At 68.1% G+C, this 23,282-nt stretch carries 21 protein-coding genes and 1 riboswitch; of the genes, 14 read left to right on the top strand and 7 right to left on the bottom strand.

Annotation, left to right across the window (positions count from 1 at the left end):
• Positions 1 to 28 precede the first annotated feature (28 nt).
• Complete coding sequence (locus FIV50_RS04940) at positions 29 to 1,900, bottom strand: FAD-dependent monooxygenase (RefSeq protein ID WP_140036464.1); 1,872 nt, start codon at positions 1,898 to 1,900, stop codon at positions 29 to 31.
• A gap of 132 nt (positions 1,901 to 2,032) precedes the next feature.
• On the opposite strand from FIV50_RS04940, the gene FIV50_RS04935 reads away from it, so the two are divergent.
• Positions 2,033 to 2,734, top strand: a complete 702-nt coding sequence (locus FIV50_RS04935) for an IclR family transcriptional regulator (RefSeq protein WP_140036463.1) — start codon at positions 2,033 to 2,035, stop codon at positions 2,732 to 2,734.
• Positions 2,735 to 2,848: 114 nt separating this feature from the next.
• On the opposite strand, the gene FIV50_RS04930 is transcribed toward FIV50_RS04935, so the two are convergent.
• Positions 2,849 to 4,228 (bottom strand): MFS transporter, encoded by a 1,380-nt coding sequence (locus tag FIV50_RS04930; protein ID WP_140036462.1) that lies wholly within the window; start codon positions 4,226 to 4,228, stop codon positions 2,849 to 2,851.
• Between the two features lie 155 nt (positions 4,229 to 4,383).
• On the opposite strand from FIV50_RS04930, the gene FIV50_RS04925 reads away from it, so the two are divergent.
• Genes FIV50_RS04925 through FIV50_RS04900 form a run of 6 tightly spaced genes read left to right on the top strand, consistent with a single transcriptional unit; the run spans position 4,384 to position 10,819 of the window.
• Positions 4,384 to 5,874 carry a fumarylacetoacetate hydrolase family protein gene (locus FIV50_RS04925; RefSeq protein ID WP_140038636.1) on the top strand — a complete coding sequence of 497 codons (1,491 nt, stop codon included), beginning with the start codon at positions 4,384 to 4,386 and terminating at the stop codon, positions 5,872 to 5,874.
• Positions 5,871 to 6,557, top strand: a complete 687-nt coding sequence (locus FIV50_RS04920) for a GntR family transcriptional regulator (protein WP_140036461.1) — start codon at positions 5,871 to 5,873, stop codon at positions 6,555 to 6,557. The genes FIV50_RS04925 and FIV50_RS04920 overlap by 4 nt, the downstream gene beginning before the upstream one ends.
• The gene (gene hpaE / locus FIV50_RS04915) at positions 6,554 to 8,050 is read left to right on the top strand and encodes a 5-carboxymethyl-2-hydroxymuconate semialdehyde dehydrogenase (RefSeq protein WP_140036460.1); all 1,497 of its coding nucleotides are present in this window, start codon (positions 6,554 to 6,556) and stop codon (positions 8,048 to 8,050) included. The genes FIV50_RS04920 and hpaE overlap by 4 nt, the downstream gene beginning before the upstream one ends.
• 14 nt (positions 8,051 to 8,064) lie before the next feature.
• The gene (hpaD, locus tag FIV50_RS04910; protein ID WP_140036459.1) at positions 8,065 to 9,228 is read left to right on the top strand and encodes a 3,4-dihydroxyphenylacetate 2,3-dioxygenase; all 1,164 of its coding nucleotides are present in this window, start codon (positions 8,065 to 8,067) and stop codon (positions 9,226 to 9,228) included.
• A gap of 11 nt (positions 9,229 to 9,239) precedes the next feature.
• A complete protein-coding gene (locus tag FIV50_RS04905; protein ID WP_140036458.1) occupies positions 9,240 to 10,025 on the top strand; it encodes a 2-keto-4-pentenoate hydratase in 786 nt (261 codons plus the stop codon).
• Positions 10,010 to 10,819 (top strand): HpcH/HpaI aldolase family protein, encoded by an 810-nt coding sequence (locus tag FIV50_RS04900; RefSeq protein WP_140036457.1) that lies wholly within the window; start codon positions 10,010 to 10,012, stop codon positions 10,817 to 10,819. Before FIV50_RS04905 ends, FIV50_RS04900 begins: the two co-directional genes overlap by 16 nt.
• Before the next feature lie 9 nt (positions 10,820 to 10,828).
• Here the strand turns inward: FIV50_RS04900 and FIV50_RS04895 are convergent, their stop codons facing one another.
• From FIV50_RS04895 to FIV50_RS04885, 3 genes are read right to left on the bottom strand one after another with little or no spacing between them, the layout of a single operon-like run.
• Complete coding sequence (locus FIV50_RS04895) at positions 10,829 to 12,358, bottom strand: tripartite tricarboxylate transporter permease (RefSeq protein ID WP_140036456.1); 1,530 nt, start codon at positions 12,356 to 12,358, stop codon at positions 10,829 to 10,831.
• Between the two features lies 1 nt (position 12,359).
• Positions 12,360 to 13,049 carry a tripartite tricarboxylate transporter TctB family protein gene (locus FIV50_RS04890; protein ID WP_140036455.1) on the bottom strand — a complete coding sequence of 230 codons (690 nt, stop codon included), beginning with the start codon at positions 13,047 to 13,049 and terminating at the stop codon, positions 12,360 to 12,362.
• Positions 13,046 to 13,768 carry a Bug family tripartite tricarboxylate transporter substrate binding protein gene (locus FIV50_RS04885; RefSeq protein WP_258184418.1) on the bottom strand — a complete coding sequence of 241 codons (723 nt, stop codon included), beginning with the start codon at positions 13,766 to 13,768 and terminating at the stop codon, positions 13,046 to 13,048. Before FIV50_RS04885 ends, FIV50_RS04890 begins: the two co-directional genes overlap by 4 nt.
• On the opposite strand from FIV50_RS04885, the gene FIV50_RS04880 reads away from it, so the two are divergent.
• The 5 genes from FIV50_RS04880 to FIV50_RS04860 all read left to right on the top strand — a co-directional run bounded on the left by FIV50_RS04880 (position 13,754) and on the right by FIV50_RS04860 (position 18,135).
• The gene (locus FIV50_RS04880) at positions 13,754 to 14,449 is read left to right on the top strand and encodes a sensor histidine kinase (protein ID WP_140036454.1); all 696 of its coding nucleotides are present in this window, start codon (positions 13,754 to 13,756) and stop codon (positions 14,447 to 14,449) included. The two genes, FIV50_RS04885 and FIV50_RS04880, sit on opposite strands and share 15 nt — an antisense overlap.
• Positions 14,446 to 15,144, top strand: a complete 699-nt coding sequence (locus tag FIV50_RS04875; protein WP_219846257.1) for a response regulator — start codon at positions 14,446 to 14,448, stop codon at positions 15,142 to 15,144. The genes FIV50_RS04880 and FIV50_RS04875 overlap by 4 nt, the downstream gene beginning before the upstream one ends.
• Before the next feature lie 112 nt (positions 15,145 to 15,256).
• Positions 15,257 to 16,708 carry an FAD-dependent tricarballylate dehydrogenase TcuA gene (tcuA, locus tag FIV50_RS04870; protein ID WP_258184417.1) on the top strand — a complete coding sequence of 484 codons (1,452 nt, stop codon included), beginning with the start codon at positions 15,257 to 15,259 and terminating at the stop codon, positions 16,706 to 16,708.
• An 81-nt stretch (positions 16,709 to 16,789) separates the two neighbouring features.
• Positions 16,790 to 17,512, top strand: coding sequence for a DUF6882 domain-containing protein (locus FIV50_RS04865; protein WP_140036452.1), 723 nt, complete (start codon positions 16,790 to 16,792; stop codon positions 17,510 to 17,512).
• A 62-nt stretch (positions 17,513 to 17,574) separates the two neighbouring features.
• Positions 17,575 to 18,135 (top strand): hypothetical protein, encoded by a 561-nt coding sequence (locus FIV50_RS04860; protein WP_140036451.1) that lies wholly within the window; start codon positions 17,575 to 17,577, stop codon positions 18,133 to 18,135.
• Positions 18,136 to 18,255: 120 nt separating this feature from the next.
• On the opposite strand, the gene FIV50_RS04855 is transcribed toward FIV50_RS04860, so the two are convergent.
• The gene (locus FIV50_RS04855; protein WP_140036450.1) at positions 18,256 to 19,134 is read right to left on the bottom strand and encodes a bifunctional methylenetetrahydrofolate dehydrogenase/methenyltetrahydrofolate cyclohydrolase; all 879 of its coding nucleotides are present in this window, start codon (positions 19,132 to 19,134) and stop codon (positions 18,256 to 18,258) included.
• A complete protein-coding gene (gene glyA, locus FIV50_RS04850) occupies positions 19,131 to 20,405 on the bottom strand; it encodes a serine hydroxymethyltransferase (RefSeq protein ID WP_140036449.1) in 1,275 nt (424 codons plus the stop codon). Before glyA ends, FIV50_RS04855 begins: the two co-directional genes overlap by 4 nt.
• Positions 20,406 to 20,441: 36 nt before the next feature.
• Positions 20,442 to 20,526, bottom strand: a riboswitch (ZMP/ZTP riboswitch).
• Positions 20,527 to 20,578: 52 nt separating this feature from the next.
• Here glyA and FIV50_RS04845 point away from each other — a divergent pair.
• Positions 20,579 to 22,096, top strand: coding sequence for a beta-N-acetylhexosaminidase (locus FIV50_RS04845; RefSeq protein ID WP_140036448.1), 1,518 nt, complete (start codon positions 20,579 to 20,581; stop codon positions 22,094 to 22,096).
• Positions 22,093 to 23,259 (top strand): N-acetylglucosamine-6-phosphate deacetylase, encoded by a 1,167-nt coding sequence (gene nagA / locus FIV50_RS04840; protein WP_140036447.1) that lies wholly within the window; start codon positions 22,093 to 22,095, stop codon positions 23,257 to 23,259. Before FIV50_RS04845 ends, nagA begins: the two co-directional genes overlap by 4 nt.
• Positions 23,260 to 23,282: the final 23 nt, after the last annotated feature.

Below are 23,282 nucleotides of genomic sequence, written 5' to 3'. Positions count from 1 at the left end.
ACGGGCGCGCGACGGGCGCCCGACAGAGTCAGGATGCCGGCAGCAACGCCCCGTCGAAGAACGCACCCAGCTCGTCGGTCGCATCCAGAGGGAGGATCGCCGCGACGTACTGGTCGGGGCGCACCACGATCACGACGCCGTCCCGCGACAGCTCGCGCGCCTCGAAGATGTCGGTCTCGGTCCATTTCGACGGGCCTGCCGCGTAGACCTTCTCCCAGTCGGTGAGTCCGAGCGGACCGGTCTTCGGCTGGAAGAGAGCCGGCGCCGAGGTCACCTCGACCTCTTCGTGCGGCTGCTGGTAGATCGCCTTGACGTCGAAGACGGCGTCGATGTCGGCATCCGAGGGTGTGAACCGCTCGAAGACGGGCGCAGCCTCAGCCGCCCATGCGTCGAGCGTCGCCGCATCGCGGCCCGCGAAGGCGTAGACGCGCCAGCGACCGTCGGCCTTGGCATGGTGGCCGAGGTGGATCGCGTTGCCGTCGCCGACGCGCACGACCTCGGCGGACTTGAAGCGCTTGCCCAAGGGGAAGCCGCCCGCGAGCGCCTGGTGCGCGTCGGAGCCGGTGATCATCGATGACGTGTACTGGGTCATGAACCCGGACGGGAACTCGGCCGTCGCGAGATAGTACGTCGCGAGGTCAGTCGGGTCGGTGATCTCCGAGGGCTTGCGCGCCATGAGCGTCGACCACTCTCGATCGAAGTCGATGAGCTGCTGGGCGACGGGCCGACGCTCGGCGCCGTACGTCGCGAGCAGCGCCTCGGGCGCCCGGCCGGTCAGCACCGACCCGAGCTTCCATCCGAGGTTGAACCCGTCCTGCATCGACACATTCATGCCCTGGCCCGCTTTGGCGCTGTGCGTGTGGCAGGCATCACCCGTGAGGAACACTCGCGGCGTGCGGCCGGACCCGTCGATCACGTCGTCGAACCCGTCGGTGACCCGGTGCCCGACCTCGTAGACGCTGTGCCAGGCCACTTCTTTCACGTCGAGCGTGTAGGGGCTGAGGATCGCATTCGCCTTGGCGATGATGTCTTCGATCGGCGTCTGGCGCACGCGATGATCGTCGTCCTCTGCGACCTCGCCGAGGTCGATGTACATCCGGCTGAGGTAGCCGCCCTCGCGAGGGATGTGCAGGATGTTGCCCGCCTCCGAGTTGATCGCGCACTTGGTGCGCCAATCGGGGAAGTCGGTGTTGACGAGCACGTCCATGACGCCCCAGGCGTGAGCTGCGCTGCCCCCGACGTGCGTACGTCCGATCGACTGGCGCACGCCGCTGCGCGCACCATCGCATCCGGCCACGTACTTCGCGCGGATCGTGCGCTCCTCACCGGCCCGCTCCCCCGCGACGTGGCGCAGCGAGGCCTCTACCGGATACTCGCCCTCCTCGTGCACGGTGAGTCCTGCGAACTCGATGCCGTAGTCGGGGACGATGCGACCGGGACCGTTCGCCGCCGCCTCGGCGAAGTAGTCGAGCACTCGTGCCTGGTTGACGATCAGGTGCGGGAACTCGCAGATGTCGTAGGCGTAGTCGGCGGTCCGCGAGGTGCGCACGATCTCGTTCGAACGCTCGGGGTTCGGTCCCCAGAAGTTCATCCAGCCGATGTTGTAGGCCTCGGCGATGATGCGCTCGGCGAACCCGAAGGCCTGGAACGTCTCGACGCTGCGCGGTTGGATGCCGTCGGCCTGACCGAGCACCAGACGCCCCTCACGTTTCTCGATGATGCGCGTGGAGACATCGGGGTACTGCGACATCTGGGCGGCGAGCAGCATGCCGGCGGGACCGGAGCCGACGATCAGCACATCGATCTCGTCGGGAAGGTCTACGGGCCGCTCGGTGCCGATGCCCTCGGCATCCTTCACACGCGGGTCTCCAGAGACATAGCCGTGGTGGTGGAACTGCATCGTCGTCGATTCCTTCCGGACGTCACTGTCGGGTGTTGCCTTCGAACAAATCGTGTTCTATATTCGAACACAACGTTCTACTATTGAACACAGCTTAGGGACGGCCGTCCCGGAACGCAAGGGAGCGCACGCATGCCCGAAGGCACTCCGGCCTCGCAGACTCTGAGCCGCGGCATCCGGATCCTCGAGGTGCTCGCCGATGCGCGCATCCCGCTGACGATCGACGAGATCGCCTCGAGACTCGAGGTGCATCGCTCGGTGGCCTACCGACTGCTGCGTACGCTGGAAGACCACCGGCTCATCGGGAGAGACTCGGCGGGCGCCGTGACGCTGGGCCCGCGCATGGCGGCGTTGGCGGCCGGCGTCGCCCACGACCTTCAGGCCGAGGCGATCCCGGAACTGACCGCGATCGCGAACGAACTCGGCATGACCTGCTTCCTCGGCGTGCTCGACGGAGACGACTGCATCACGCTCGCGAGCATCGAGCCCCGTCATGCGATCGCGAGCGTCGCTCAGCGGCCGGGCGCCAGGCACTCCGTCACGGTCGGGGCCCCGGGCAAGGCGATCCTCACGCAGCTTCCGTTCTCCCAGTGGCCGGATGACCCGCGGGCAGCACTGCACGCAGAGGTCGACGAGGCCCGCGTACGCGGATATGCCACGAGCCACGACGAGGTCATCCCCACCGTGCAATCGGTCGCAGTGCCGCTCGCTCTGCGTGGTCAGCGCCCAGCGGCGATCGCGGTCGTGCACGTTGCCACCGACCTCGACGACGCCGAGATCGCAGCCCGGCTGTGGCGCTCCGCGTCGGCGATCCGAGAAGCCCTCGACGGCTGACGTCGTTCACAATTCAGCATGAACGGGAGACGGCAGATGCGTCGCCCCGGAAGAACCGGAGCGACGCATCGCCTGCACCATCGTCGATGCTGAATTGTGGACGGCTGATCGAGATCAGACCTTGGCCAGCCCACGGATCGGACTCACGGACTGCTCCTCCTCGTGATCCGGCCCCAGGGGGATCCCGGAGCGATCACGCAGCAGCAGGGTCGCCACGAGGCCGAGCAGCGTCATGCCGGCGAGGTACCAGGTGACGGCCTGCGTCGAACCGGTCGCCTGCACGATGGCGGTCGCGATGGTCGGGGCGAACGCGCCTCCGGCGATCGCGCCGATCGCGTACGAGATCGAGACGCCCGAGAAGCGGATGCTCGCGGGGAAGAGCTCCGCGTAGAGAGCCGCCTGCGGGCCGTAGGTGAACCCGAGACCGATCGTGAGGATCGCGAGGCCCGCGAAGAGCAGCCCGATCTCCCCCGAGTTGACCAGCGGGAACAGCGTGAACACGCCGACGAGCTGCATCACCCAACCCATGATGTACGTCGTGCGCCGACCGATGCGGTCCGACAGCCACCCTGCGAGGAGCGTCGTGATCAACCAGGTCACGGCAGAGCCGGCGACCGCCCACAGCACGGGTCCGCGCTCGAGGCCGATCGGCCCCTCGGGGTTGGTGGCGTATCCCTGGATGTACCCGCCGGTCGTCATGTATCCGACCGCGTTGTTGCCGGCGAAGACGAACGCAGCGACGATCACGAGCAGCAGGTGCTTGCGGAACAGCTGCACGATCGGCATGCTCGCCTTCTCCTTGCGCTCGGCGAGCTCGACGAAGACCGGGCTCTCCTCGACCTTGCGGCGCACGTAGTAGCCCACGAGGATCAGCACGACGCTGAGCAGGAACGGGATGCGCCAGCCCCACTCGAGGAACTGATCGCCCGGAGCGATCACCGTCATCAGCGCCATCACACCCGACGCGAGCAGCAGACCGAGCGGCACGCCGATCTGCGGCGAGGCACCGAAGATCCCGCGCTTCGCCTTCGGAGCGTGCTCGACGGCCATCAGCACCGCACCGCCCCACTCGCCGCCGGCTGAGATGCCCTGCAGGATGCGCAGCAGCACCAGCAGGATCGGTGCGGCGATTCCGATCGCCTCGTAGGTCGGCAGCACGCCGATGAGCGCGGTGGCCGCGCCCATCAGGATCAGCGTCCACATGAGCACGGTCTTGCGCCCGAGCTTGTCGCCGTAGTGGCCGGCGAGGAACGCCCCGAGCGGCCGGAAGAGGAAGCTGACGCCGACGGTGGCGAACGCGACGATGGCGCTGTTCGCTCCGAGCGGCTCGAAGAACAGCTGCCCGAAGACCAGGCCGACGGCCGTGGCGTAGATGAAGAAGTCGTACCACTCGACCGTGGTGCCGACGACTGTGGCGAACACGACCCGGCGCCGATCGGCCGGTGTCGCGATGGTTCCGGTGGGTGTGAACCCAGCCTGTGACTGCCCGCTCATAGGGGTGTCTCCTTTGATTGTGACCGCATTGTCACGGCTCGCGTACGAGGGGTGTCGAGTTGCTTGCCGAGGGGTGACACGATGATATATGATTTCGAATACGACGCACAAGGCGTCGATCCACAGCGCGAGGAGGCGCCCCCGTGACGGCATCCATGACCCGCCCCGGCAAGATCATCGCGATCCATCTGAGCTACGCCTCCCGTGCCGATCAGCGCGGCCGTCGGCCCGCAGCTCCCTCCTACTTCTTCAAGCCGGCCAGTTCGGTCGGCGTCTCTGGCGGCACGGTCGAACGCCCTGCCGGCACCGAACTGCTGGCCTTCGAAGGCGAGATCGCCCTCGTGATCGGCACCGCCGCTCGTCGTGTCTCGCTCGACGACGCCTGGAGCCACGTCGGCTGGGTCACCGCCTCGAACGACCTCGGGCTCTACGACCTGCGCGCCAACGACAAGGGCTCCAACGTCCGCTCCAAGGGCGGCGACGGCTACACGCCCCTGGGCCCCGAGCTCATCGACGCCCGCATCGTCGACCCCACCGCCCTGCGCGTGCGGGCCTGGGTCAACGGCGAGCTGCGTCAGGACGACACCACGGCCGGCCTCATCTTCCCGCTGGCGCAGCTCGTCGCGGATCTCTCTCAGCACTTCACCCTCGAACCCGGTGACGTCATCCTCACCGGCACGCCCGCCGGATCGTCCGTGATCGTTCCCGGCGACGTGGTCGAGGTCGAGGTCGACGCACCGGATGCCGAGGGCTCCCCCTCCTCCGGCCGGCTCGTCACCACCGTCACGCAGGGCGATGTTCCCTTCGATGAGGAGATCGGCTCGCTCCCCGCCGTCGACGACCTGCAGCGCACCGAGGCCTGGGGTTCGCGCGAAGAAGCGGGACTCCCCGCCGACGAGGCAGCGCCCGCCCTCTCCCCCGAGCTCCGCGCCAAGCTGCTCGAGGCCCCGACCGCGGGTCTCTCGGCACAGCTGCGCAGACGCGGCCACCACTCGTGCTTCATCGACGGCGTCTCCGCCAACATCCCCGGCAGCAAGATCGTCGGCACCGCCAAGACGCTGAGATTCGTCCCGTTCCGTGAGGACCTCTTCAAGACCCATGGCGGAGGCTACAACGCGCAGAAGCGCGCCTTCGACTCGGTCGACGAGGGCGAGATCATCGTGATCGAGGCCCGTGGCGACGCGACCACCGGCACCCTCGGCGACATCCTCGCTCTGCGTGCTCGTGCCCGTGGCGCGGCCGGCGTCGTCACCGACGGCGGCGTGCGCGACTTCGACGCCGTAGCGGAGATCGGGCTCCCCGTCTTCTCTCAGGGCGCCCACCCCTCGGTGCTCGGGCGCAAGCACGTGCCGTGGGATGCCGACATCACCATCTCGTGCGGCGGTGCCACCGTGCAGCCGGGAGACATCATCGTGGGCGACGGCGACGGTGTCGTCGTGATCCCACCGGCCCTGGCCGAGCAGGTCGCGGACGACACTCTCGCGCAGGAGATCGAGGACGCCTGGATCGCCGAGCAGGTCGCGGCCGGGCACCCCGTCGACGGACTGTTCCCACTCAATGCGGAATGGCGCGCGAAGTACGAGGCCGCGACGGGCCCTTCGACGGGCTCAGGCACCCAGAGTCCGGTCGCCGGGACTGCCCGATGACCACCGTGTCCAACGCGAGCAAGTCGGAGCAGGCCTATGCCTGGATCCGGTCGCGCATCTCCGGCCACATCTTCGGGCCCGGCTACCGCCTCGTGCTGGGATCGCTGGCGGAAGAGCTGGGCATGAGCGTCGTGCCGGTGCGCGAAGCCATCCGCCGCCTCGAAGCCGAGGGTCTCGTGACTTTCGAGCGCAACGTCGGCGCCCGTGTCACGCTCGTCGACGAGAGCGAGTACGCCCACACCATGGAGACGCTGGGGTTGGTCGAGGGCGCCGCCACGGCCCTGTCCGCGCCCCTGCTCGAGGATGCGACGCTCGACGCAGCGGAGGCGGTCAACAAGCGGATGACGCAGATGCTCGGTCACCTCGATGCGCACGCGTTCACCGAACTCAACAGGCAGTTCCACTCCCTGCTCTTCCAGCCCTGCCCGAACCCGCATCTGCTCGATCTCGTGCACAGAGGATGGGCGCGTCTCTCCGGCATCCGCGACTCGACGTTCGCGTATGTGCCCGGCCGTGCCCAGCACTCCGTCGAGGAGCACACACAGATCCTCGAGCTCATCCGAGCGGGTGCCGACCCGCTCGAGATCGAGCTCGCCGCCCGCAACCACCGCCTGCGCACGAGGGATGCCTTCCTCGACGCCCTGCACGCCCGTTCTCACCACAACTCAGGAGACGAGTCATGACCGATTCCCGCATCCCCGCCGACCTGCCCGAGCACATCCAGCACTACATCGACGGCGCGTTCGTCGACTCGGTCGACGGCGACACCTTCGACGTGCTCGACCCGGTGACGAACAAGACCTACACCACGGCGGCCGCCGGCAAGAAGGCCGACATCGAGCTCGCCGTCGCGGCAGCGAAGCGCGCGTTCGACGAGGGTCCCTGGCCGCGAATGCTCCCCCGCGAGCGCTCGCGCGTGCTGCACCGGATCGCCGACATCGTCGAATCGCGCGACGCCCGTCTCGCCGAGCTCGAGTCGTACGACTCGGGGCTGCCGATCACCCAGGCGCTCGGACAGGCCCGCCGAGCCGCCGAGAACTTCCGCTTCTTCGCCGACCTGATCGTCGCGCAGTCCGATGACGCCTTCAAGGTGCCCGGCAAGCAGATGAACTACGTCAACCGCAAGCCGATCGGCGTCGCCGGGCTCATCACGCCGTGGAACACGCCGTTCATGCTCGAGTCGTGGAAGCTCGGCCCCGCACTCGCGACCGGCAACACCGTGGTGCTCAAGCCCGCCGAGTTCACACCGCTCTCCGCCTCGCTCTGGGCCGGGATCTTCGAGGAGGCCGGGTTGCCTGCGGGCGTCTTCAACCTCGTCAACGGTCTCGGCGAGGACGCCGGAGACGCGCTCGTCAAACACCCCGACGTGCCGCTCATCTCGTTCACCGGCGAGAGCTCGACCGGGCAGCTGATCTTCGGCAACGCCGCCCCGTTCCTCAAGGGACTCTCGATGGAGCTCGGCGGCAAGTCGCCCGCCGTCGTGTTCGCCGACGCCGACCTCGAGGCCGCGGTCGACGCGACGATCTTCGGCGTCTTCTCCCTCAACGGCGAGCGCTGCACAGCGGGATCCCGCATCCTGGTCGAGCGCTCGATCTATGAGGAGTTCGTCGAGAAGTACGCCGCGCAGGCGAAGCGCGTCAAGGTCGGCTACCCGCACGACCCGGCGACCGAGGTCGGCGCCCTCGTGCACCCCGAGCACTACGACAAGGTCATGAGCTACGTCGAGATCGGCAAGACCGAGGGCCGCCTCGTCGCCGGCGGCGGCCGCCCCGAGGGTTTCGATACGGGCAACTTCGTCGCACCGACGGTGTTCGCCGATGTCTCCCCCGACGCCCGCATCTTCCAGGAGGAGATCTTCGGACCCGTCGTCGCGATCACGCCGTTCGACTCCGATGAGGAGGCGCTGGCACTCGCGAACAACACGAAGTACGGGCTCGCCGCGTACATCTGGACGAACGATCTGAAGCGCGCCCACAACTTCTCGCAGTCCGTCGAGGCCGGCATGGTGTGGCTGAACAGCAACAACGTGCGCGACCTGCGCACCCCGTTCGGTGGCGTCAAGGCCTCGGGTCTCGGTCACGAGGGCGGCTACCGCTCGATCGACTTCTACACCGACCAGCAGAGCGTGCACATCACGCTCGGCGGTGCCCACAACCCGACCTTCGGCAAGAACTGAGCAAGGACGCTGCAATGACCGACAAGACTGCGAAGACGCTGACCTCCTCGGGCTACTACGTGAGCCAGGAGGCTCCGATCCAGACCGACAACCCCGTTCCGACCCCCGAGAGTACTCCTCCTGACGTGCTGCGCTGCGCCTACATGGAGCTGGTGGTCACCGACCTGGCCGCGTCGCGGGTCTTCTACGTCGACGTGCTGGGCCTGTACGTCACGGAGGAGGACGACGAGGCGATCTACCTCCGCTCGACCGAGGAGTTCATCCACCACAACCTCGTGCTGCGCAAGGGGCCGATCGCCGCGGTGGCGGCCTTCTCGTACCGCGTGCGCTCGGCCGCCGACCTCGATCTCGCGGTGGCGTTCTACACCGAGCTTGGCTGCGACGTGCGTCGCAACCCCGAGGGCTTCGTCAAGGGCGTGGGTGAATCGGTGCGCGTGGTCGATCCGCTCGGCTTCCCGATCGAGTTCTTCCACCAGTCCGACCACGTCGAGCGGATGTCGTGGCGGTACGACCTGCACATCCCCGGCGAGCTCGTGCGTCTCGACCACTTCAACCAGGTCACCCCCGATGTGCCCCGCGCCGTGAAGTTCATGCAGGACCTGGGCTTCCGTGTGACGGAGGACATCCAGGACGACGAGGGCACGGTCTACGCGGCCTGGATGCGCCGCAAGCCGACCGTGCACGACACGGCCATGACCGGCGGAGACGGGCCGCGCATGCACCACGTGTGCTTCGCGACCCACGAGAAGCACAACATCCTCGCGATCTGCGACAAGCTCGGAGCACTGCGCCGCTCCGACGCGATCGAGCGCGGCCCCGGCCGCCACGGCGTCTCGAACGCCTTCTACCTGTACCTGCGCGACCCCGACGGCCATCGCGTAGAGGTGTACACGCAGGACTACTACACGGGCGACCCCGACAACCCCGTCATCACGTGGGACGTGCACGACAACCAGCGTCGCGACTGGTGGGGCAACCCGGTCGTCCCCTCCTGGTACACCGAGGCCTCGCTCGTGCTCGACCTCGACGGCAACCCCCAGCCGGTCGTCGCGCGCACCGACAGCTCGGAGATGGCCGTCACGATCGGCGCCGACGGTTTCTCGTACACACGTCCCGACGACGACGAGGCCATGCCCGAGTACAAGCAGGGCGAGTACAAGCTCGGCCACCAGCTCTGAGGAGGGCACGGATGCTGTCAGCAGACACCGTCACGCAGATCGCCGCAGAACTGGCCGAGGCCGACCGGACGCACTCGGTGATCCCGCGCATCACGGCGCGCTACCCCGACGCGACCGTCGAGGACTCCTACGCGATCCAGGGCGTGTGGCGTGACTCGCAGATCGCCGCCGGACGCCGCCTGGTCGGCCGCAAGATCGGCCTGACGTCCAAAGCGATGCAGCAGGCCACCGGCATCACCGAGCCCGACTACGGCGTGATGTTCGACGACACGGTCTACGAGTCGGGCGCCGAGATCCCGGTCGACCACTTCTCGAACGTGCGCATCGAGGTCGAGCTGGCGTTCGTGCTCAAGCATCCGCTCGAGGGTCCCGACTGCACGCTCGACGACGCCCTCGCGGCGATCGACTATGCGGTTCCGGCGCTCGAGGTGCTGAACTCGCACATCGAGCTCGAGGGCCGCACGATCGTCGACACGATCAGCGACAACGCCGCCTATGGCGCGATGGTGCTCGGCACCGTGCGCAGGCGGCCGGACGAGATCGACCTGCGCTGGGTGCCCGGCGTGCTGTCGCGCAACGGCGAGATCGAGGAGACCGGCGTCGCAGCCGGCGTGCTCGGCCATCCGGCAACCGGGGTCGCATGGCTCGCGAACAAGTTCCACCAGCACGGCGCGCGTCTCGAGGCTGGCGAGATCATCCTGGCAGGATCGTTCACACGCCCGATGTGGGTGTCGCGCGGCGACGAGGTGCTGTGCGATTACGGACCGATGGGAACGATCGCATGCCGCTTCATCTGAACCCCTCACCGTCGTTCCGCGATCGACTCGCTGCATCCGAACGACCGCTGATCGGCGCATGGATCTGCTCGGGGAGTCCGATCGTCGCCGAGATCGTCGCGGGCTCCGGTCTCGACTGGACGCTGATCGACGGCGAGCACAGCCCGATCGGACTGGAGTCGATCCTCTCGCTGCTGCAGGCCGTCGCGCCGTACCCGATCACCCCGGTGGTGCGGCTGGCTGCGAATGATCCGGTGCTCATCAAGCAGGTCCTCGATCTGGGAGCCCAGAATCTGCTGGTGCCGATGGTGAACACCGCAGAAGAGGCATCCAGGGCTGTCGCTGCCACGCGCTACCCGCCGCTCGGCACCCGAGGGGTCGGCAGCGCGCTGGCTCGCGCCGCGCAGTTCAATCGGATCGAGAACTACCTGCAGCGTGCACACGAGATCACCTCGCTCACGGTGCAGATCGAGACGGATGCCGCGGTGCGCAACTCCCGCGCGATCGCCGAGGTCGACGGGGTCGACGGGGTGTTCATCGGTCCGAGTGATCTGGCCGCATCCATGGGGCTGCTCGGGCAGCAGGAGCATCCGGATGTCATCGCCGCCGTCGAACAGACGATCACGACGGTGCGCGGTGCAGGAAAGCCCGTCGGCGTCAATGCATTCTCTCCGGCGACGGCTCGCCGCTACCTCGACGCCGGCGCGTCCTTCGTTCTGGTCGCAGCCGACGTGTCGATCCTGGCGCGTGCGACGGAGAAGCTCGCGGCGGAGTGGATCCCCGACCAGGACGCCACCGCGCACACGAGCTACTGACTCCGCCCCTCACACCGTGACCGACTCGGCCGCGGTGGCCACCCGACGGCGGTTGCGCATGTGCTGCACGACCGAGATCCCGGCGATGACCGCGAGGATCGCGTACAGGGTGATCGTGAAGGGGCTCGAGACGAGCACCATCGGGTCCCCGGCCGACACGGCGAGCGCTCGGCGCAGCTCGGTCTCCGCCAGCGGGCCGAGCACCACGGCGATCATCACCGGGGCGAGTGGGATGCGGAAGCGGCGCATCAGCACGCCGATCAGACCGATGGCGATGAGTGCCCAGACGTCGACGACGGACGAGCCCATCGCATACACGCCCAGCACCGCGAGGACGGTGATCGTCGCATACAGATAGTGCTTGGGGATCAGCAGCAGCTTGGCCCACAGCGACGCGAAGCCCATGTTGAGGATCAAGAGGGCGACCAGCCCGATGAACAGCGAGGCGATCAGGGTCCACACGAGTTCCGGGGTGCGTGTGAAGAGCAGCGGCCCCGGCTGCAGTCCGTACTGCTGGAAGGCGGCGAGCATGATCGCCGCCGTCGCCGAGGTCGGCAGGCCGAGTGCGAGCAGAGCGCCCATCGCGGTACCCGCCGTCGCGTTCGCGGCGGCCTCCGGGGCGGCGACGCCGCGAATGCTCCCCACCGTGCCGAAATCCGTGTCGTTCCCCGCCTTCGCCAGCCGCTTCTCCAGTCCGTAGGCCAGGAAGGTCGGCACCTCGGCACCGCCGGCAGGGATGATCCCGAACGGCAGCCCGAAGCCCGTGCCGCGCAGCCACGCCGGCAGCGCGCGACGGAAGTCCGACCAGCTCAGGCGCGCGCGGCCCTGTGCGATCGTCTGCGCCGACCCGTCTTCGGTGTGGATGCGGGAGGCCACGGCGAACACCTCACCGAGCGCGAGGAGCCCCACGGTGATCACCACGATCGACAGGCCGTCGAACAGCTGCGGGATGCCGAAGGTGAAGCGTTCCGTGCCGCTCGGACCGTCGATGCCGATGAGCACCAGCGCCAGGCCCACCCCGAGCGAGAGCAGGCCGCGGATGATGGACTCCGAGACCACCGAGCTGACGGCGAGGAACGCGAAGGCGGCGAGCGCGAAGTACTCCGCCGGGCCGAACATCGTCGCCATCGAGACGAGCAGCGGCATCGCGAACACGGTGACCAGTGTGGCGAGGATGCCGCCGAGGAACGCACCGATGGCGGCAGTCGCCAGCGCCTTGCCGGCGCGTCCACTGCGCGCCATGCGGTTGCCCTCGAAAGACGAGGCGATCGCCGAGGAGTTGCCCGGTGTGTTCAGCAGGATGCCCGCTGTCGAGTCGCCGAACAGACCGCCGAAGTAGATGCCTGCGAACATGATGAAGGCTGCGATGGGGTCGAGGCTGAACGTGATCGGCAGCAGCAGCGCCACGGCCATCGATGAACCGAGCCCGGGGAGCACCCCGACCGCGGTGCCGAGCACCGCTCCGACCAGCACCCAGAGGAGATTGATCGGTGTGAGGGCTCCGGCGAAGCCCTCCAGCAGAAGCGTGATCTGGTCCATGTCAGAAGATCCATCCGATGAAGCCCGACGGCAGGTTGAGGCCCAGGCCCGCGCCGAAGGCGAGCTGGACGAGAGAGCTCAGCAGCAGTCCGACGCCGATGTCGAACACCGGTCTCCTGCTGCCGAGCGCGTAGGCCACGATCCAGAACAGCAGCGTGGCGCTGAGGATCCACCCGACCGGTTCGAGCATCACCGCGAAGACGACCACGGCGCCCAGCACCAGACCGAAGGTACGCCAGTCGAAAGCCGGCGCCTGGTCTTCGGCAGCGACGGCATCCGTCGTCACCGGCGGAGCATCCGCCCGACCCCTGCGGAACCGCCGCCTCGACGCCTCGAGCTGGATGACCTCGGTGTTCGTACCGGAGAGATCGGCGAGCATGTCTTCGGAGATGTCGGGGCGGTGCCAGACCTCCGGCTCGCTGCGCCGAGGCAGCAGGGCGGCGATCGTGAGCCACCCGCCGGTGAGCACCAGCAGACCGATGACGATGACCGGGAAGAACTGCGGTCCGGGCTCCGATTCGCCGCGCACGTCCATCGTCACCGTGCCGAGCAGCAGCAGACCCGCAGCCACGAGGGTGGGGATGCCGACGGCGAGATCCCCTCGCCCGGTCCACCAGGAGTCGCGTCGCAGACGGAAGGTGACGGCAGGTCCGATGTCGCGATCGGAGAAGGTCTCGTCGGTCACAGTCACAGTCCCAGCTCCTCGATGATGATGTCGACCTCGTCCTGTTGCTCCTCGAGGTAGGTCGTGAAGTCCGCCCCCGGCAGGTACGAATCCGTCCGGTTGTTGCGCTCGAGCACTTCCTGCCAGGCGTCCGAGTCGCGCATCTCGTCGACGATCGCCGACAGCTCCTCGATCTGCGCCTCGTCGAGTCCTGGGGGTGCGACGAAACCCCGCCAGTTCGACATGCTCACGTCGATCCCCTGCTCGATGAACGTCGGCACATCGACGCCTTCCATCCGCTCCGCCGACGACACGGCCAGCACGCGGAGCTGGCCGGCCTCCACCTGACCGGCGATCTCGTTGTAGCCCGACATGCCACCCGTGGTGGTGTGGGACAGCATCGCCGAGAGCGCCTCCCCGCCTCCGGAGTACGCGATGTAGTTCACCTGCGTCGGCTCGATGCCGATCCTGCTGGCGAGTGTGCCCGTCATCAGATGATCGATCGAGCCGAGCGATCCGCCCGCGATCGACGTTCCCTGCGGATCGGCCTCCCAGACCTCGACGAAGTCGTCGAGAGTCTGGATCTCCGAATCCGCAGGCACCACCAGTGCGGCGTAGTCATCGTCCTTACCGCAGACACCGAGCGACTGACCCGCCAGGTGACCGCCGCCGGTCGCACCCTGATCGCCACCCGGTCGCCGGCGATCGCCGACGGCCGCGATGTGGGGGCGATGGTCGTCCTCCAAGATCGCAGCGAGTTGGACGCGATGCTGGAGACGCTCGAGCTGGAGCGCACCAGAACCGAGACGCTGCGCATCGAGACCCACGACTTCGAGAACCGGATGCACGTCGTCTCGGGCCTCCTCGGTCTCGGCGATCTCGACGATGCTCGCGCCTACCTCGCGGCGCTCCCTCGCGGCGAGCGTCCGGGTGACGCTCGACAATGGGCGCCGCTTCGGTCACCGCTGATGGCCGCATTGCTGGCATCACGTCAGGCGCAGGCGAAGACGCGCGGAATCGAACTCGCGCTCACGGACGACAGCCGGATAGACACCGGATTCGTCTGTGGCCCGGAGGAGATCACGGTGGTCGGCAATCTGGTCTCCAACGCGATCGAGGCAGCGCACGACAGCGTGGATGTGTTCCTGCGCGGAGATGCGGAGGGTCTGGACATCGTCGTCGATGACGACGGCGCGGGTCTCGCCGACGACGAGGCCGAAGCCGTCTTCGCCCCCGGAAACACCTCGAAGACCGCCGACGCCTGGCGCCACGGGATCGGGCTCGACGTCGTCCGAGCCTATGTTCAGGAGCGTGGCGGCTTCGTCAGCGTCGGCCGCGCCGACGCCGGCGGTGCCCGGTTCACCGCGCACCTGCCGTCAGCCACGCCCACCGACGACGACACCGCGAACAAGGAGCCGAACGCGTGAGCGATCCGATCAGAGTACTCATCGTCGAGGACGACTTCGCCGTCGCGCGCCTGCACCGCAGCTTCCTCGAGCAGCTCGACGGCTTCGAGGTCGTCGGTGCCGAGCTCACCGCCGAAGCGGCGGCGTCTCGTCTCGCAGCGGGTGACGTCGACCTGGCCCTGCTCGACATGTTCCTGCCCGATGCGTCCGGGCTGCAGCTGCTGCGCCGCATCAGAGCCGCATCCGCCAGCCCACTGGACGTGATCATGGTCACTGCGGCACCCGAACCGGAACTCGTTCGTCAGGCTCTCGAACTCGGAGCGATCGACTACGTCCTCAAGCCGTTCCAGCAGGAGGATTTCAGTGCACGGCTGCGCCGCTACGCCGCCCGCCGCGCGCAGGCGAGCGCGCTGCCGATGACGGCCCTCAGTCAGGAGCAGATCGACGCGCTGCAGGGACGACCGCCCGTACGGCGTCGGACGGCACTGCCGAAAGGGTTGTCGGAGAGCACCGCACGGGTCGTCGCCGACGATCTGCAGCGCCGCGACGAGCCCGCAGCGGCGGCCGAGATCGGCGAGACGCTCGGAATGTCACGGGTGAGCGCGCGTCGGTACCTGGAGTACTTCCTCGACCGGGGCGATGTGGAGGTGAAGCCCAAGTACGGCGACGCAGGGCGACCGCAGAACCTGTACCGCTGGGTGACCCCGGGATTATGAACACCTGCGGGCTCAATATGTTCAATATGTCCTAATCCGAAACCGTCTCACGAGCCGACGTACCCTCTCAGATATGTCTCGATGTCGAGATATATCTGTCAAGGAGGATGTTGTGCGCGAGATCGATGTCATCGTGGTCGGCGGCGGAAACGCCGGATTCACCGCGGCTCATGCGGCCGCCGCACGTGGCCGGCGGGTGGTTCTGCTCGAACGGGGAGCGCCCGACGAGGCCGGCGGCAACAGCTACTACACCGCCGGTGCGACGCGGGTTCCGCACGACGGACTCGACGATCTGCGCCCGTTCATCGAGCACGACGACCGCCACAGCCGCTCCACGGTCCCGGCGTACTCGGCAGAGGACTTCCGCGAAGACCTGATCAAGGTCACCGAGGGCCGCAATGACCCCCACCTCACCGAGGTACTGGTCACCGAAGCGCGCCCGACGGTCGAATGGCTCGCCTCGCTCGGCGTGAAGTACCGGCTCATGTACGAGAGGCAGGCCTACGATCGGCCGGACGGGTCGTTCCTGTTCTGGGGTGGACTGCACATCGGCAACGTCGGCGGCGGCGAGGGTCTCATCGCCGATCACACACGCGTCGCGATCGAGGAGGGCGTGGAGATCCGCTACGGCCAGCACGTCACCGACCTCGTCACGGACGGCGATCGAGTGGTCGGCGTTCGACTCGTCGACGGCGGCGAGCTGCGCGCAGACTCCGTCGTGATCGCCGCGGGAGGCTTCGAGTCCGATCCAGAGATGCGCGAAGCCGAGCTCGGCACCGGCTGGGCCAACGCGAAGGTGCGCGGCACGCCGTTCAACACCGGCGAGCTCCTCACGGCAGCCCTGCGCATCGGCGCGGCTCGCGGCGGCGACTGGTCGACGTGCCACTCCGTGCAGTGGGACGCGTTCACCGAGCACAACGAGTCGAATCGTGAACTCACCAACCGTCTCACGCGGCAGTCGTACCCGCTCGGGATCATCGTCAACCGCGACGGTGCGCGCTTCCTCGATGAAGGAGCGGACTTCCGCAACTACACCTACGCCAAGTACGGGCGCGAGATCCTCGCTCAACCCGGTTCGGTCGCGTGGCAGCTGTTCGATCAGACCCTCCGCCCGATGCTGCGGGCTGAGGAGTACGAGATGCCGGGCATCTCGGTGGAGACCGCCGACACGATCGGCGAGTTGGCGGTGCGAATCGGGGTGCCTGTCTCAGCTCTGGAGCGGACCGTGTCGGATTTCAACGGATCGATCGACCGGTCGATTACGTTCGACCCCACCGTGAAGGACGGGCGTCGCGCCGACGTCGTCCCTCCGAAGAGCAACTGGGCGTCGCCGCTGGAGACAGGCCCGTTCTACGCCTACGGCGTGACCTGTGGCATCACCTTCACCTTCGGAGGACTGAAGACCGATACCCACGGTCGCGTCGAACGTGAGGACGGCACGCTCATCGACGGCCTGTTCGCATGCGGTGAGGCGCTGGGCGGCCTGTTCTCGAAGAACTACCCCGGAGGCTCCGGTCTGACCGCCGGAATGGTGTTCGGGCGGCGTGCAGGCTCCGTGGCCTGATCGCTCAGGGGCGCGGCGCCGAGCCGGTGACGGCAGTCGAGGCTCTGGCGAATTCATAGCCGCCAGGGCGAGACTGTTGTCATGACCTTCGCCGCGCTCCAGCCGCTCGCAGACCGTGCTGCACTGTTCTCCGCCCTCCGCCAGGATTCCCTGGCCACCGCTCTCGAGGACCTCGGCGATAACCGCTGGGATGCCGACATGGCGGCGGGGACCCTCACGTTCACCTCGAACGCCGATGCCACCCGTCAGCTCGTCACCCGCGCCCACCTCGTCGCGACGATCGCCCCGGGTCCGCGTTCGCTGCTCTGGGCGTGGGCGCACCCACAGGGCGACCCGGCGGGGATCGCCGCACAGCTTCGCGACTACGGCACCCAGCACGGCATCGCCGAGCTGAGCGAGACCGAGATCCCCTTCCCCGCCGACGCCACCGGAGACGCCGAGTGGATCACCGCGGCCGGTCACACCGTCGGCGCCGTGGCCGTCGAGCTCACGGGCCGCGCTCCCTACTACCTCGCACCCGTCGGCGGAGGCACCTACGCGGTGTTCCTCCTCGATGCCCCTCTTCCTCCGCTCACCGTCGCATCCGCCGCGATCGTCCTCCCCCGCATCCTCGCGGGCCTGGCGCTGTCCGACGCCCGCACGGCCGTATGGGATGCCGCCCGGCTCGCCGGCTGGAACCTCACCTGGACCGACGAGTCCTTCTCGGGCGCCACGGTCGCCGATGCGACAGGCACCGCGACGTTCCGCTTCGACGAACAGGCACGCATCACCAACATCGAGAGCAGCCTGCACCCGCAGGGCTGATCTCCCACCGAGAACACGCCCCGCTGATGCCACGGCATCCGGGAGTGTGGAAGTCTGGTCGCATGAAGAACGGAATCGTCCGGTTCGCCGCGCTCTACGTGTTCAATGTCGCCGTCCTGCTGCTCATCGGTCTGCTGTCCGCCGGCGTCTCGGTCGGATTCAACGCCCTCTGGGCCGCGGTCGTCCTGACTCTCGCGGCGCTCTTCCTCAAGCCGCTGCTCACGGGCGCGTTCCGCAAGGCGGCAGCGAAGTCGGCATCCGATCGCACGAAGGCCGGCGAGAAGGTCGTCCAGTACGTCCTCGTCTACCTCGTCGAGCTGATCATCTGGGTGGCCGTCGTCTGGCTGAGCGGCGTCCGCGCCTCGGGGTTCTGGAGCTTCGCGCTCCCGCCGCTCTTCCTGCTCTTCGGCTGGATGATCTACGACCAGGTCGATGACCGGCTGAGAGCGAAGGCCGGCGAGCTGTACGACGTCGTGCAGGGCAAGGTCTCAGGTTCGAGGAGGAGGTCAGCGCCCGACTCCGCAGCCCCCTCCGCGGGGTCGCCTGCCACCGAAGAGGCCCGCGAGGAGCTCTCCGAAGGGCTCACCCCCGAGCAGCGTCGGATGCTGGACGAACTGGGCTGACGGCCCGGTGGCGGAACCTCGGCATCCGCACCGCCTCACAGAAACGCAGAGAGGTCGCAGGGGTCCGTGGACTCCCTGCGACCTCTCTGAGGTTCTTCCGCTCTACGACAGCTCGGCGGCTCAGACCAGCCGCTCAGCCGCCTCGACGACATTCGTCATGAGAAGCGCGACGGTCATCGGCCCCACTCCGCCGGGGTTCGGCGAGACCCAGCCCGCGACCTCTGCGACACCGGGATGCACGTCGCCGAAGACCAGGTTTTTGCCGGTCTCGGGGTCGGTCTCACGAGTCACGCCCACGTCGAGCACGGCAGCTCCCGGCTTGACGTCCTCGGCGCGGATCAGGTGCTTCACCCCGGCTGCAGCGACGATCACATCGGCCTCGCGCAGGTAGCGCGGCATGTCGACCGTGCCGGTGTGCGTCAGCGTGACCGTCGCATTGAGGTCACGACGGGTCAGCAGCAGGCCGATCGACCGACCGATGGTCACTCCGCGTCCGACGACCACCACGTGCTTGCCCTCGAGGTCGTAGTCGTTGCGCAGCAGCAGCTCGATCACACCGCGCGGCGTGCACGGCAGCGGCGTGTGGATCGGGCTGTTGACGTTGAGCACGAGCCGACCGAGGTTGGTCGGGTGCAGTCCGTCGGCATCCTTCGCCGGGTCGATCCGCTCGAGGATCGCATCCGTGTCGATGTGCTTCGGCAGCGGCAGCTGCACGATGTACCCGTGGCACTCCGGGTCGGCGTTGAGCTCGTCGATCAGCGCCTCGACGTCGGCCTGCGTGGCATCGGCCGGCAGCTCGCGCTGGATCGAGTTCATCCCGATCGCCTCGGACTGACGGTGCTTCATGCCGACGTACAGCTGGGATGCCGGATCGGCGCCGACGAGGACGGTCGCGATGCCGGGGACGATACCCTTCGCCTTGAGCGCGGCGACACGCTCGGTCAACTCGGCCTTGATCGCCGCAGACGCCGCCTTGCCGTCGAGGATCTTCGCGGTCACTGCTGCAGGTCCGGGTAGAGCGGGAAGACTGCGGCGAGCGCGTCGACGCGAGCGCGGAGCGCCTCGACGTCGGCGCCGGGCAGCAGCGCGAGGGCGATCACGTCGGCGACCTCGGTGAACTCCGCGTCGCCGAAACCGCGGGTCGCGAGCGCCGGGGTTCCGATGCGCAGACCCGAGGTGACCATCGGCGGACGCGGGTCGTTCGGCACTGCGTTGCGGTTCACGGTGATGTGGATGTCGTGCAGCAGGTCTTCGGCCTGCTTGCCGTCGATCTCGGCGTCGCGAAGATCCACCAGCACCAGGTGCACGTCGGTCCCGCCGGAGCGCACGCCGATGCCGGCATCCTTCACGTCCTGCTGCGAGAGACGCTCGGCGAGGATCGACGCTCCGCGCAGCGTGCGCTCCTGGCGTTCCTTGAACTCGGGCGTGCCTGCGAGCTTGAATGCTGTCGCCTTGGCGGCGATCACGTGCATGAGCGGGCCGCCCTGCTGTCCCGGGAACACGGCCGTGTTGATCTTCTTCGCGATCTCGGGGTCGTTCGTCAAAATGAAGCCCGAACGGGGGCCGCCGATGGTCTTGTGCACGGTCGACGAGACGACGTGTGCGTGCGGCACCGGGTTCGGGTGCAGGCCTGCGGCGACGAGGCCGGCGAAGTGCGCCATGTCGACCCAGAGCAGGGCGCCGACCTCGTCGGCGATCGCGCGGAAGGCGGCGAAGTCGAGCGTGCGCGGGTAGGCGGACCATCCGGCGATGATGACCTTGGGCTTGTGCTCGATGGCGAGGCGACGCACCTCGTCCATGTCGATCGTCGAAGTCTCGGGGTCCACGCCGTAGGCGACGATGTCGTAGAGACGGCCCGAGAAGTTGATCTTCATGCCGTGCGTCAGATGACCGCCCTGGTCGAGCGCGAGGCCGAGCAGGGTGTCGCCGGGGCGGGCGATCGCGTGCAGCACGGCGGCGTTGGCCGACGCTCCCGAGTGCGGCTGGACGTTGGCGAACTCCGAGCCGAAGAGGTCCTTGGCACGCTGGATGGCCAGCGATTCGGCGACGTCGACCTCTTCGCAGCCGCCGTAGTAGCGACGCCCGGGGTAGCCTTCGGCGTACTTGTTGGTGAGCACCGAGCCCTGAGCCTGCAGCACCGAGACGGGCACGAAGTTCTCGGATGCGATCATCTCGAGGAACGTCTGCTGACGCGCGAGTTCGCGGTCGAGAACCTGTGCGATCTCGGGGTCGACCTCGGCGAGCGGGGCGTTGAAGTAACGATCGGTCATGACTTGCTCCTCTGACGACGGATTCGAAGGGGTATACCTATCGGCCCAGGCGCGCGGTCGAATTCCGTGGTCAGTCGCTCCCCGGTGGTAGTCCACCCAGACGCCAGTCGCGACGTGAGAAAGCATAGCGGATTTCCCTGTGCTGCCGACTCCGCGCAGGGTAGGTTTTGTTCATGGTCCTTCCCCATTCCATGCCCCTTGTTCCTCTTCCCGCTTCTGCCATCGCCGGCGATGGTCGGTTGCCCGTCTCCGAGAGCACTCGAGTCATCGGCGACTCCCCGGCCGCACACCAGCTGATCGATGCCGCAGAGCGACGCAGCGGCATCCGCTTCTCTCAGTCCACTGACGCCGCCGACACTGCATCGGCGATCGTGCTGCGCGTCGATCCCGCCATCGCACCAGAGGGCTACACGCTCAGGGTCGCCGATTCCGTCGAGGTCGTCGGCGGCGACGAGGCAGGGCTCTTCTACGGGGTGCAGACTCTGCTGCAGCTGCTCCGCGACGGCGACGAGGGTTGGGCGCTGCTGCGCGTCGAGATCACCGACGCGCCGCGATTCGAGCGTCGCGGCGTGATGCTCGACGTCACGCGGCACTTCTTCGACGTCGACGAGGTCAAGAAGTTCATCGACAGCACCAGCGCCCTGAAGTTCAACCACCTGCACCTGCACCTCAGCGACGACCAGGGCTGGCGGATCCAGATCGATTCGTGGCCCAAGCTCACCGAACTCGCGTCGTCGACCGCATCGCTCGGCGACCCCGGAGGCTTCTACACCAAGGACGACTATCGCGAGATCGTGGCGTACGCGGCCGAGCGGCACATGCTCGTCATCCCCGAGATCGACCTTCCCGGACACACGCACGCCATCGGCGTCGCGTACCCCGAGCTCGTCGAGGATCCGGTCATGAACGACAGCCTGATCGCCGAATCGGCGCGTCTCGGCCAGCCGCTTCCCGTGGCCGGCGAGCCCTATCTCGGGTGGGGCGTCGGACACTCGAGCGTCCGCATCCACGAGGAGCGCACGTACGAGTTCGTGCGCGACGTCGTGCGAGAGCTCGCCGAGATGACGCCTGGTCCGTTCATCCACATCGGCGGGGACGAATCGCTGGGCACCCCGCAGGCGGATTTCGATCACTTCGTCGAGCGCGCGACCGCGATCGTGTTCGAGGAGGGAAAGATCCCCCTCGCGTGGCACGAGGTCGGCGCGGCGAAGGACATCGCCGAGGGCACGATCGGTCAGTACTGGGGCAAGACGACACCCGAGGGCTCGCATGCCGCAGAGGCCGCGCACTTCGTCGAGCGCGGCGGCGCGCTCATCATGTCGACCGCCGACGTCGCCTACCTCGACATGAAGTACACCGCCGACTTCCCGCTCGGGCTGACCTGGGCCGCGATCATCGACGTCCGCACGGCCTACGAATGGGAGCCGACCGCCGCGCTCGACGTTCCCGAGGCGGCGATCCTCGGCGTCGAGGCTCCACTGTGGAGCGAGACCACTCGCACCCTGGGCGAGGTCGAGCAGCTGGTGTTCCCTCGGGCTGCCGCTCACGCCGAGGTCGCCTGGTCGCCGCGCAGCGCTGCCGGTCGAGACTGGGAATCGTTCCGCGTGCGGCTCGGGCGGCTGGCCCCGCTGTGGAAGGCTGAAGGCATCGATTTCCACCCCGCAGCCGAGATCCCCTGGAGCGAACGATGACCACCGATTCCGCAGCGACAGGGTCGCTCGTCATCCACTCGGCCCGGCTGATCGACCACGGCGCCGAGGTCGCGGACGCCTGGGTGCGGATCGAAGACGGCCGGGTCGTCGCCCTCGGAACCGGGCAGACCTGGAGCGCTGCAGACGAGGTCGTCGATGCGACGGCCGTCGCCGGACCGGATGCCGTGCTCACACCCGGCTTCATCGACATCCACTGCCACGGAGGAGCCGGCGCCTCGTTCGACGACGGCGCGGAAGCGATCCGCGCGGCTCGCGCTCTGCACCGCTCTCACGGCACCACCCGATCGGTGATCTCACTCGTCACCGCGCCGGTCGACGCCCTCGCGCAGCGCGTGGCGCAGATCGCCGACCTGATGCAGACGGATGCCGACATCCTCGGCTCGCATCTGGAGGGGCCGTTCCTCGACCCCGCGCACCATGGAGCGCACGAGCCGACCCTGCTGCTGGCTCCGGGCAGCGAGGATGTCGCTCGGCTGCTCGATGCCGGCCGCGGCACGATCCGGCAGGTGACGATCGCGCCCGAGCTTCCGGGCGGACTCGACGCTATCCGACTCATCGTCGAGGCCGGAACTGTGGCGGCGGTGGGCCACACGAGCGCGGATGCCGCGATGGCTGTGGCGGCCTTCGACGCGGGTGCGACCGTGCTGACCCATGCGTTCAACGCCATGCCCGGCATCCACCATCGCGCGCCAGGGCCGGTGCTGGCCGCAGCCGCCGACCACCGTGTCGTGCTCGAGGTGATCGCCGACGACGTGCACCTCGATCCGCACGTGATCAAACTCGTGTTCGACTCGGCACCCGGCCGCGTGGCGCTCATCACCGACGCGATGGCTGCCGCGGGCAGTGCCGACGGGCGCTATGACCTGGGAACCGTGAGTGTGACGGTCGAAGACGGCATCGCGCGCGCGGACGACACCGGATCGATCGCGGGGTCAACCCTCACCCAGGACGACGCGCTGCGCCGGGCGACCGCTGCGGGAGCACCGCTGGCGGAGGCGGTGCGCGCACTCACCGAGACTCCGGCAGCCGCGATCGGATACGGCGATCGACTCGGCCGCCTCGCGGTCGGCTACGTCGCTGACGCCGTACTTCTCGATGCAGAGCTGCGGGTCGAGCGCGTGTGGGTGGGCGATCGCCCATGAACCCACTGACGCGCGGCGCGATG

Origin of the sequence: Microbacterium foliorum (assembly GCF_006385575.1) — a bacterium.
Classification (GTDB): domain Bacteria; phylum Actinomycetota; class Actinomycetes; order Actinomycetales; family Microbacteriaceae; genus Microbacterium; species Microbacterium foliorum_B.
This window is presented reverse-complemented; position numbering and strand designations above follow the sequence as displayed.

What these genes read in the sequence shown, in the direction of transcription:
- FIV50_RS04940 (WP_140036464.1), bottom strand. Translation starts at nt 1,900, where the DNA reads ATGCAGTTCCACCACCACGGCTATGTCTCTGGAGACCCGCGTGTGAAG.
- FIV50_RS04935 (WP_140036463.1), top strand. Translation starts at nt 2,033, where the DNA reads ATGCCCGAAGGCACTCCGGCCTCGCAGACTCTGAGCCGCGGCATCCGG.
- FIV50_RS04930 (WP_140036462.1), bottom strand. Translation starts at nt 4,228, where the DNA reads ATGAGCGGGCAGTCACAGGCTGGGTTCACACCCACCGGAACCATCGCG.
- FIV50_RS04925 (WP_140038636.1), top strand. Translation starts at nt 4,384, where the DNA reads ATGACCCGCCCCGGCAAGATCATCGCGATCCATCTGAGCTACGCCTCC.
- FIV50_RS04920 (WP_140036461.1), top strand. Translation starts at nt 5,871, where the DNA reads ATGACCACCGTGTCCAACGCGAGCAAGTCGGAGCAGGCCTATGCCTGG.
- hpaE (WP_140036460.1), top strand. Translation starts at nt 6,554, where the DNA reads ATGACCGATTCCCGCATCCCCGCCGACCTGCCCGAGCACATCCAGCAC.
- hpaD (WP_140036459.1), top strand. Translation starts at nt 8,065, where the DNA reads ATGACCGACAAGACTGCGAAGACGCTGACCTCCTCGGGCTACTACGTG.
- FIV50_RS04905 (WP_140036458.1), top strand. Translation starts at nt 9,240, where the DNA reads ATGCTGTCAGCAGACACCGTCACGCAGATCGCCGCAGAACTGGCCGAG.
- FIV50_RS04900 (WP_140036457.1), top strand. Translation starts at nt 10,010, where the DNA reads ATGCCGCTTCATCTGAACCCCTCACCGTCGTTCCGCGATCGACTCGCT.
- FIV50_RS04895 (WP_140036456.1), bottom strand. Translation starts at nt 12,358, where the DNA reads ATGGACCAGATCACGCTTCTGCTGGAGGGCTTCGCCGGAGCCCTCACA.
- FIV50_RS04880 (WP_140036454.1), top strand. Translation starts at nt 13,754, where the DNA reads ATGGTCGTCCTCCAAGATCGCAGCGAGTTGGACGCGATGCTGGAGACG.
- FIV50_RS04865 (WP_140036452.1), top strand. Translation starts at nt 16,790, where the DNA reads ATGACCTTCGCCGCGCTCCAGCCGCTCGCAGACCGTGCTGCACTGTTC.
- FIV50_RS04860 (WP_140036451.1), top strand. Translation starts at nt 17,575, where the DNA reads ATGAAGAACGGAATCGTCCGGTTCGCCGCGCTCTACGTGTTCAATGTC.
- glyA (WP_140036449.1), bottom strand. Translation starts at nt 20,405, where the DNA reads ATGACCGATCGTTACTTCAACGCCCCGCTCGCCGAGGTCGACCCCGAG.
- FIV50_RS04845 (WP_140036448.1), top strand. Translation starts at nt 20,579, where the DNA reads ATGGTCCTTCCCCATTCCATGCCCCTTGTTCCTCTTCCCGCTTCTGCC.
- nagA (WP_140036447.1), top strand. Translation starts at nt 22,093, where the DNA reads ATGACCACCGATTCCGCAGCGACAGGGTCGCTCGTCATCCACTCGGCC.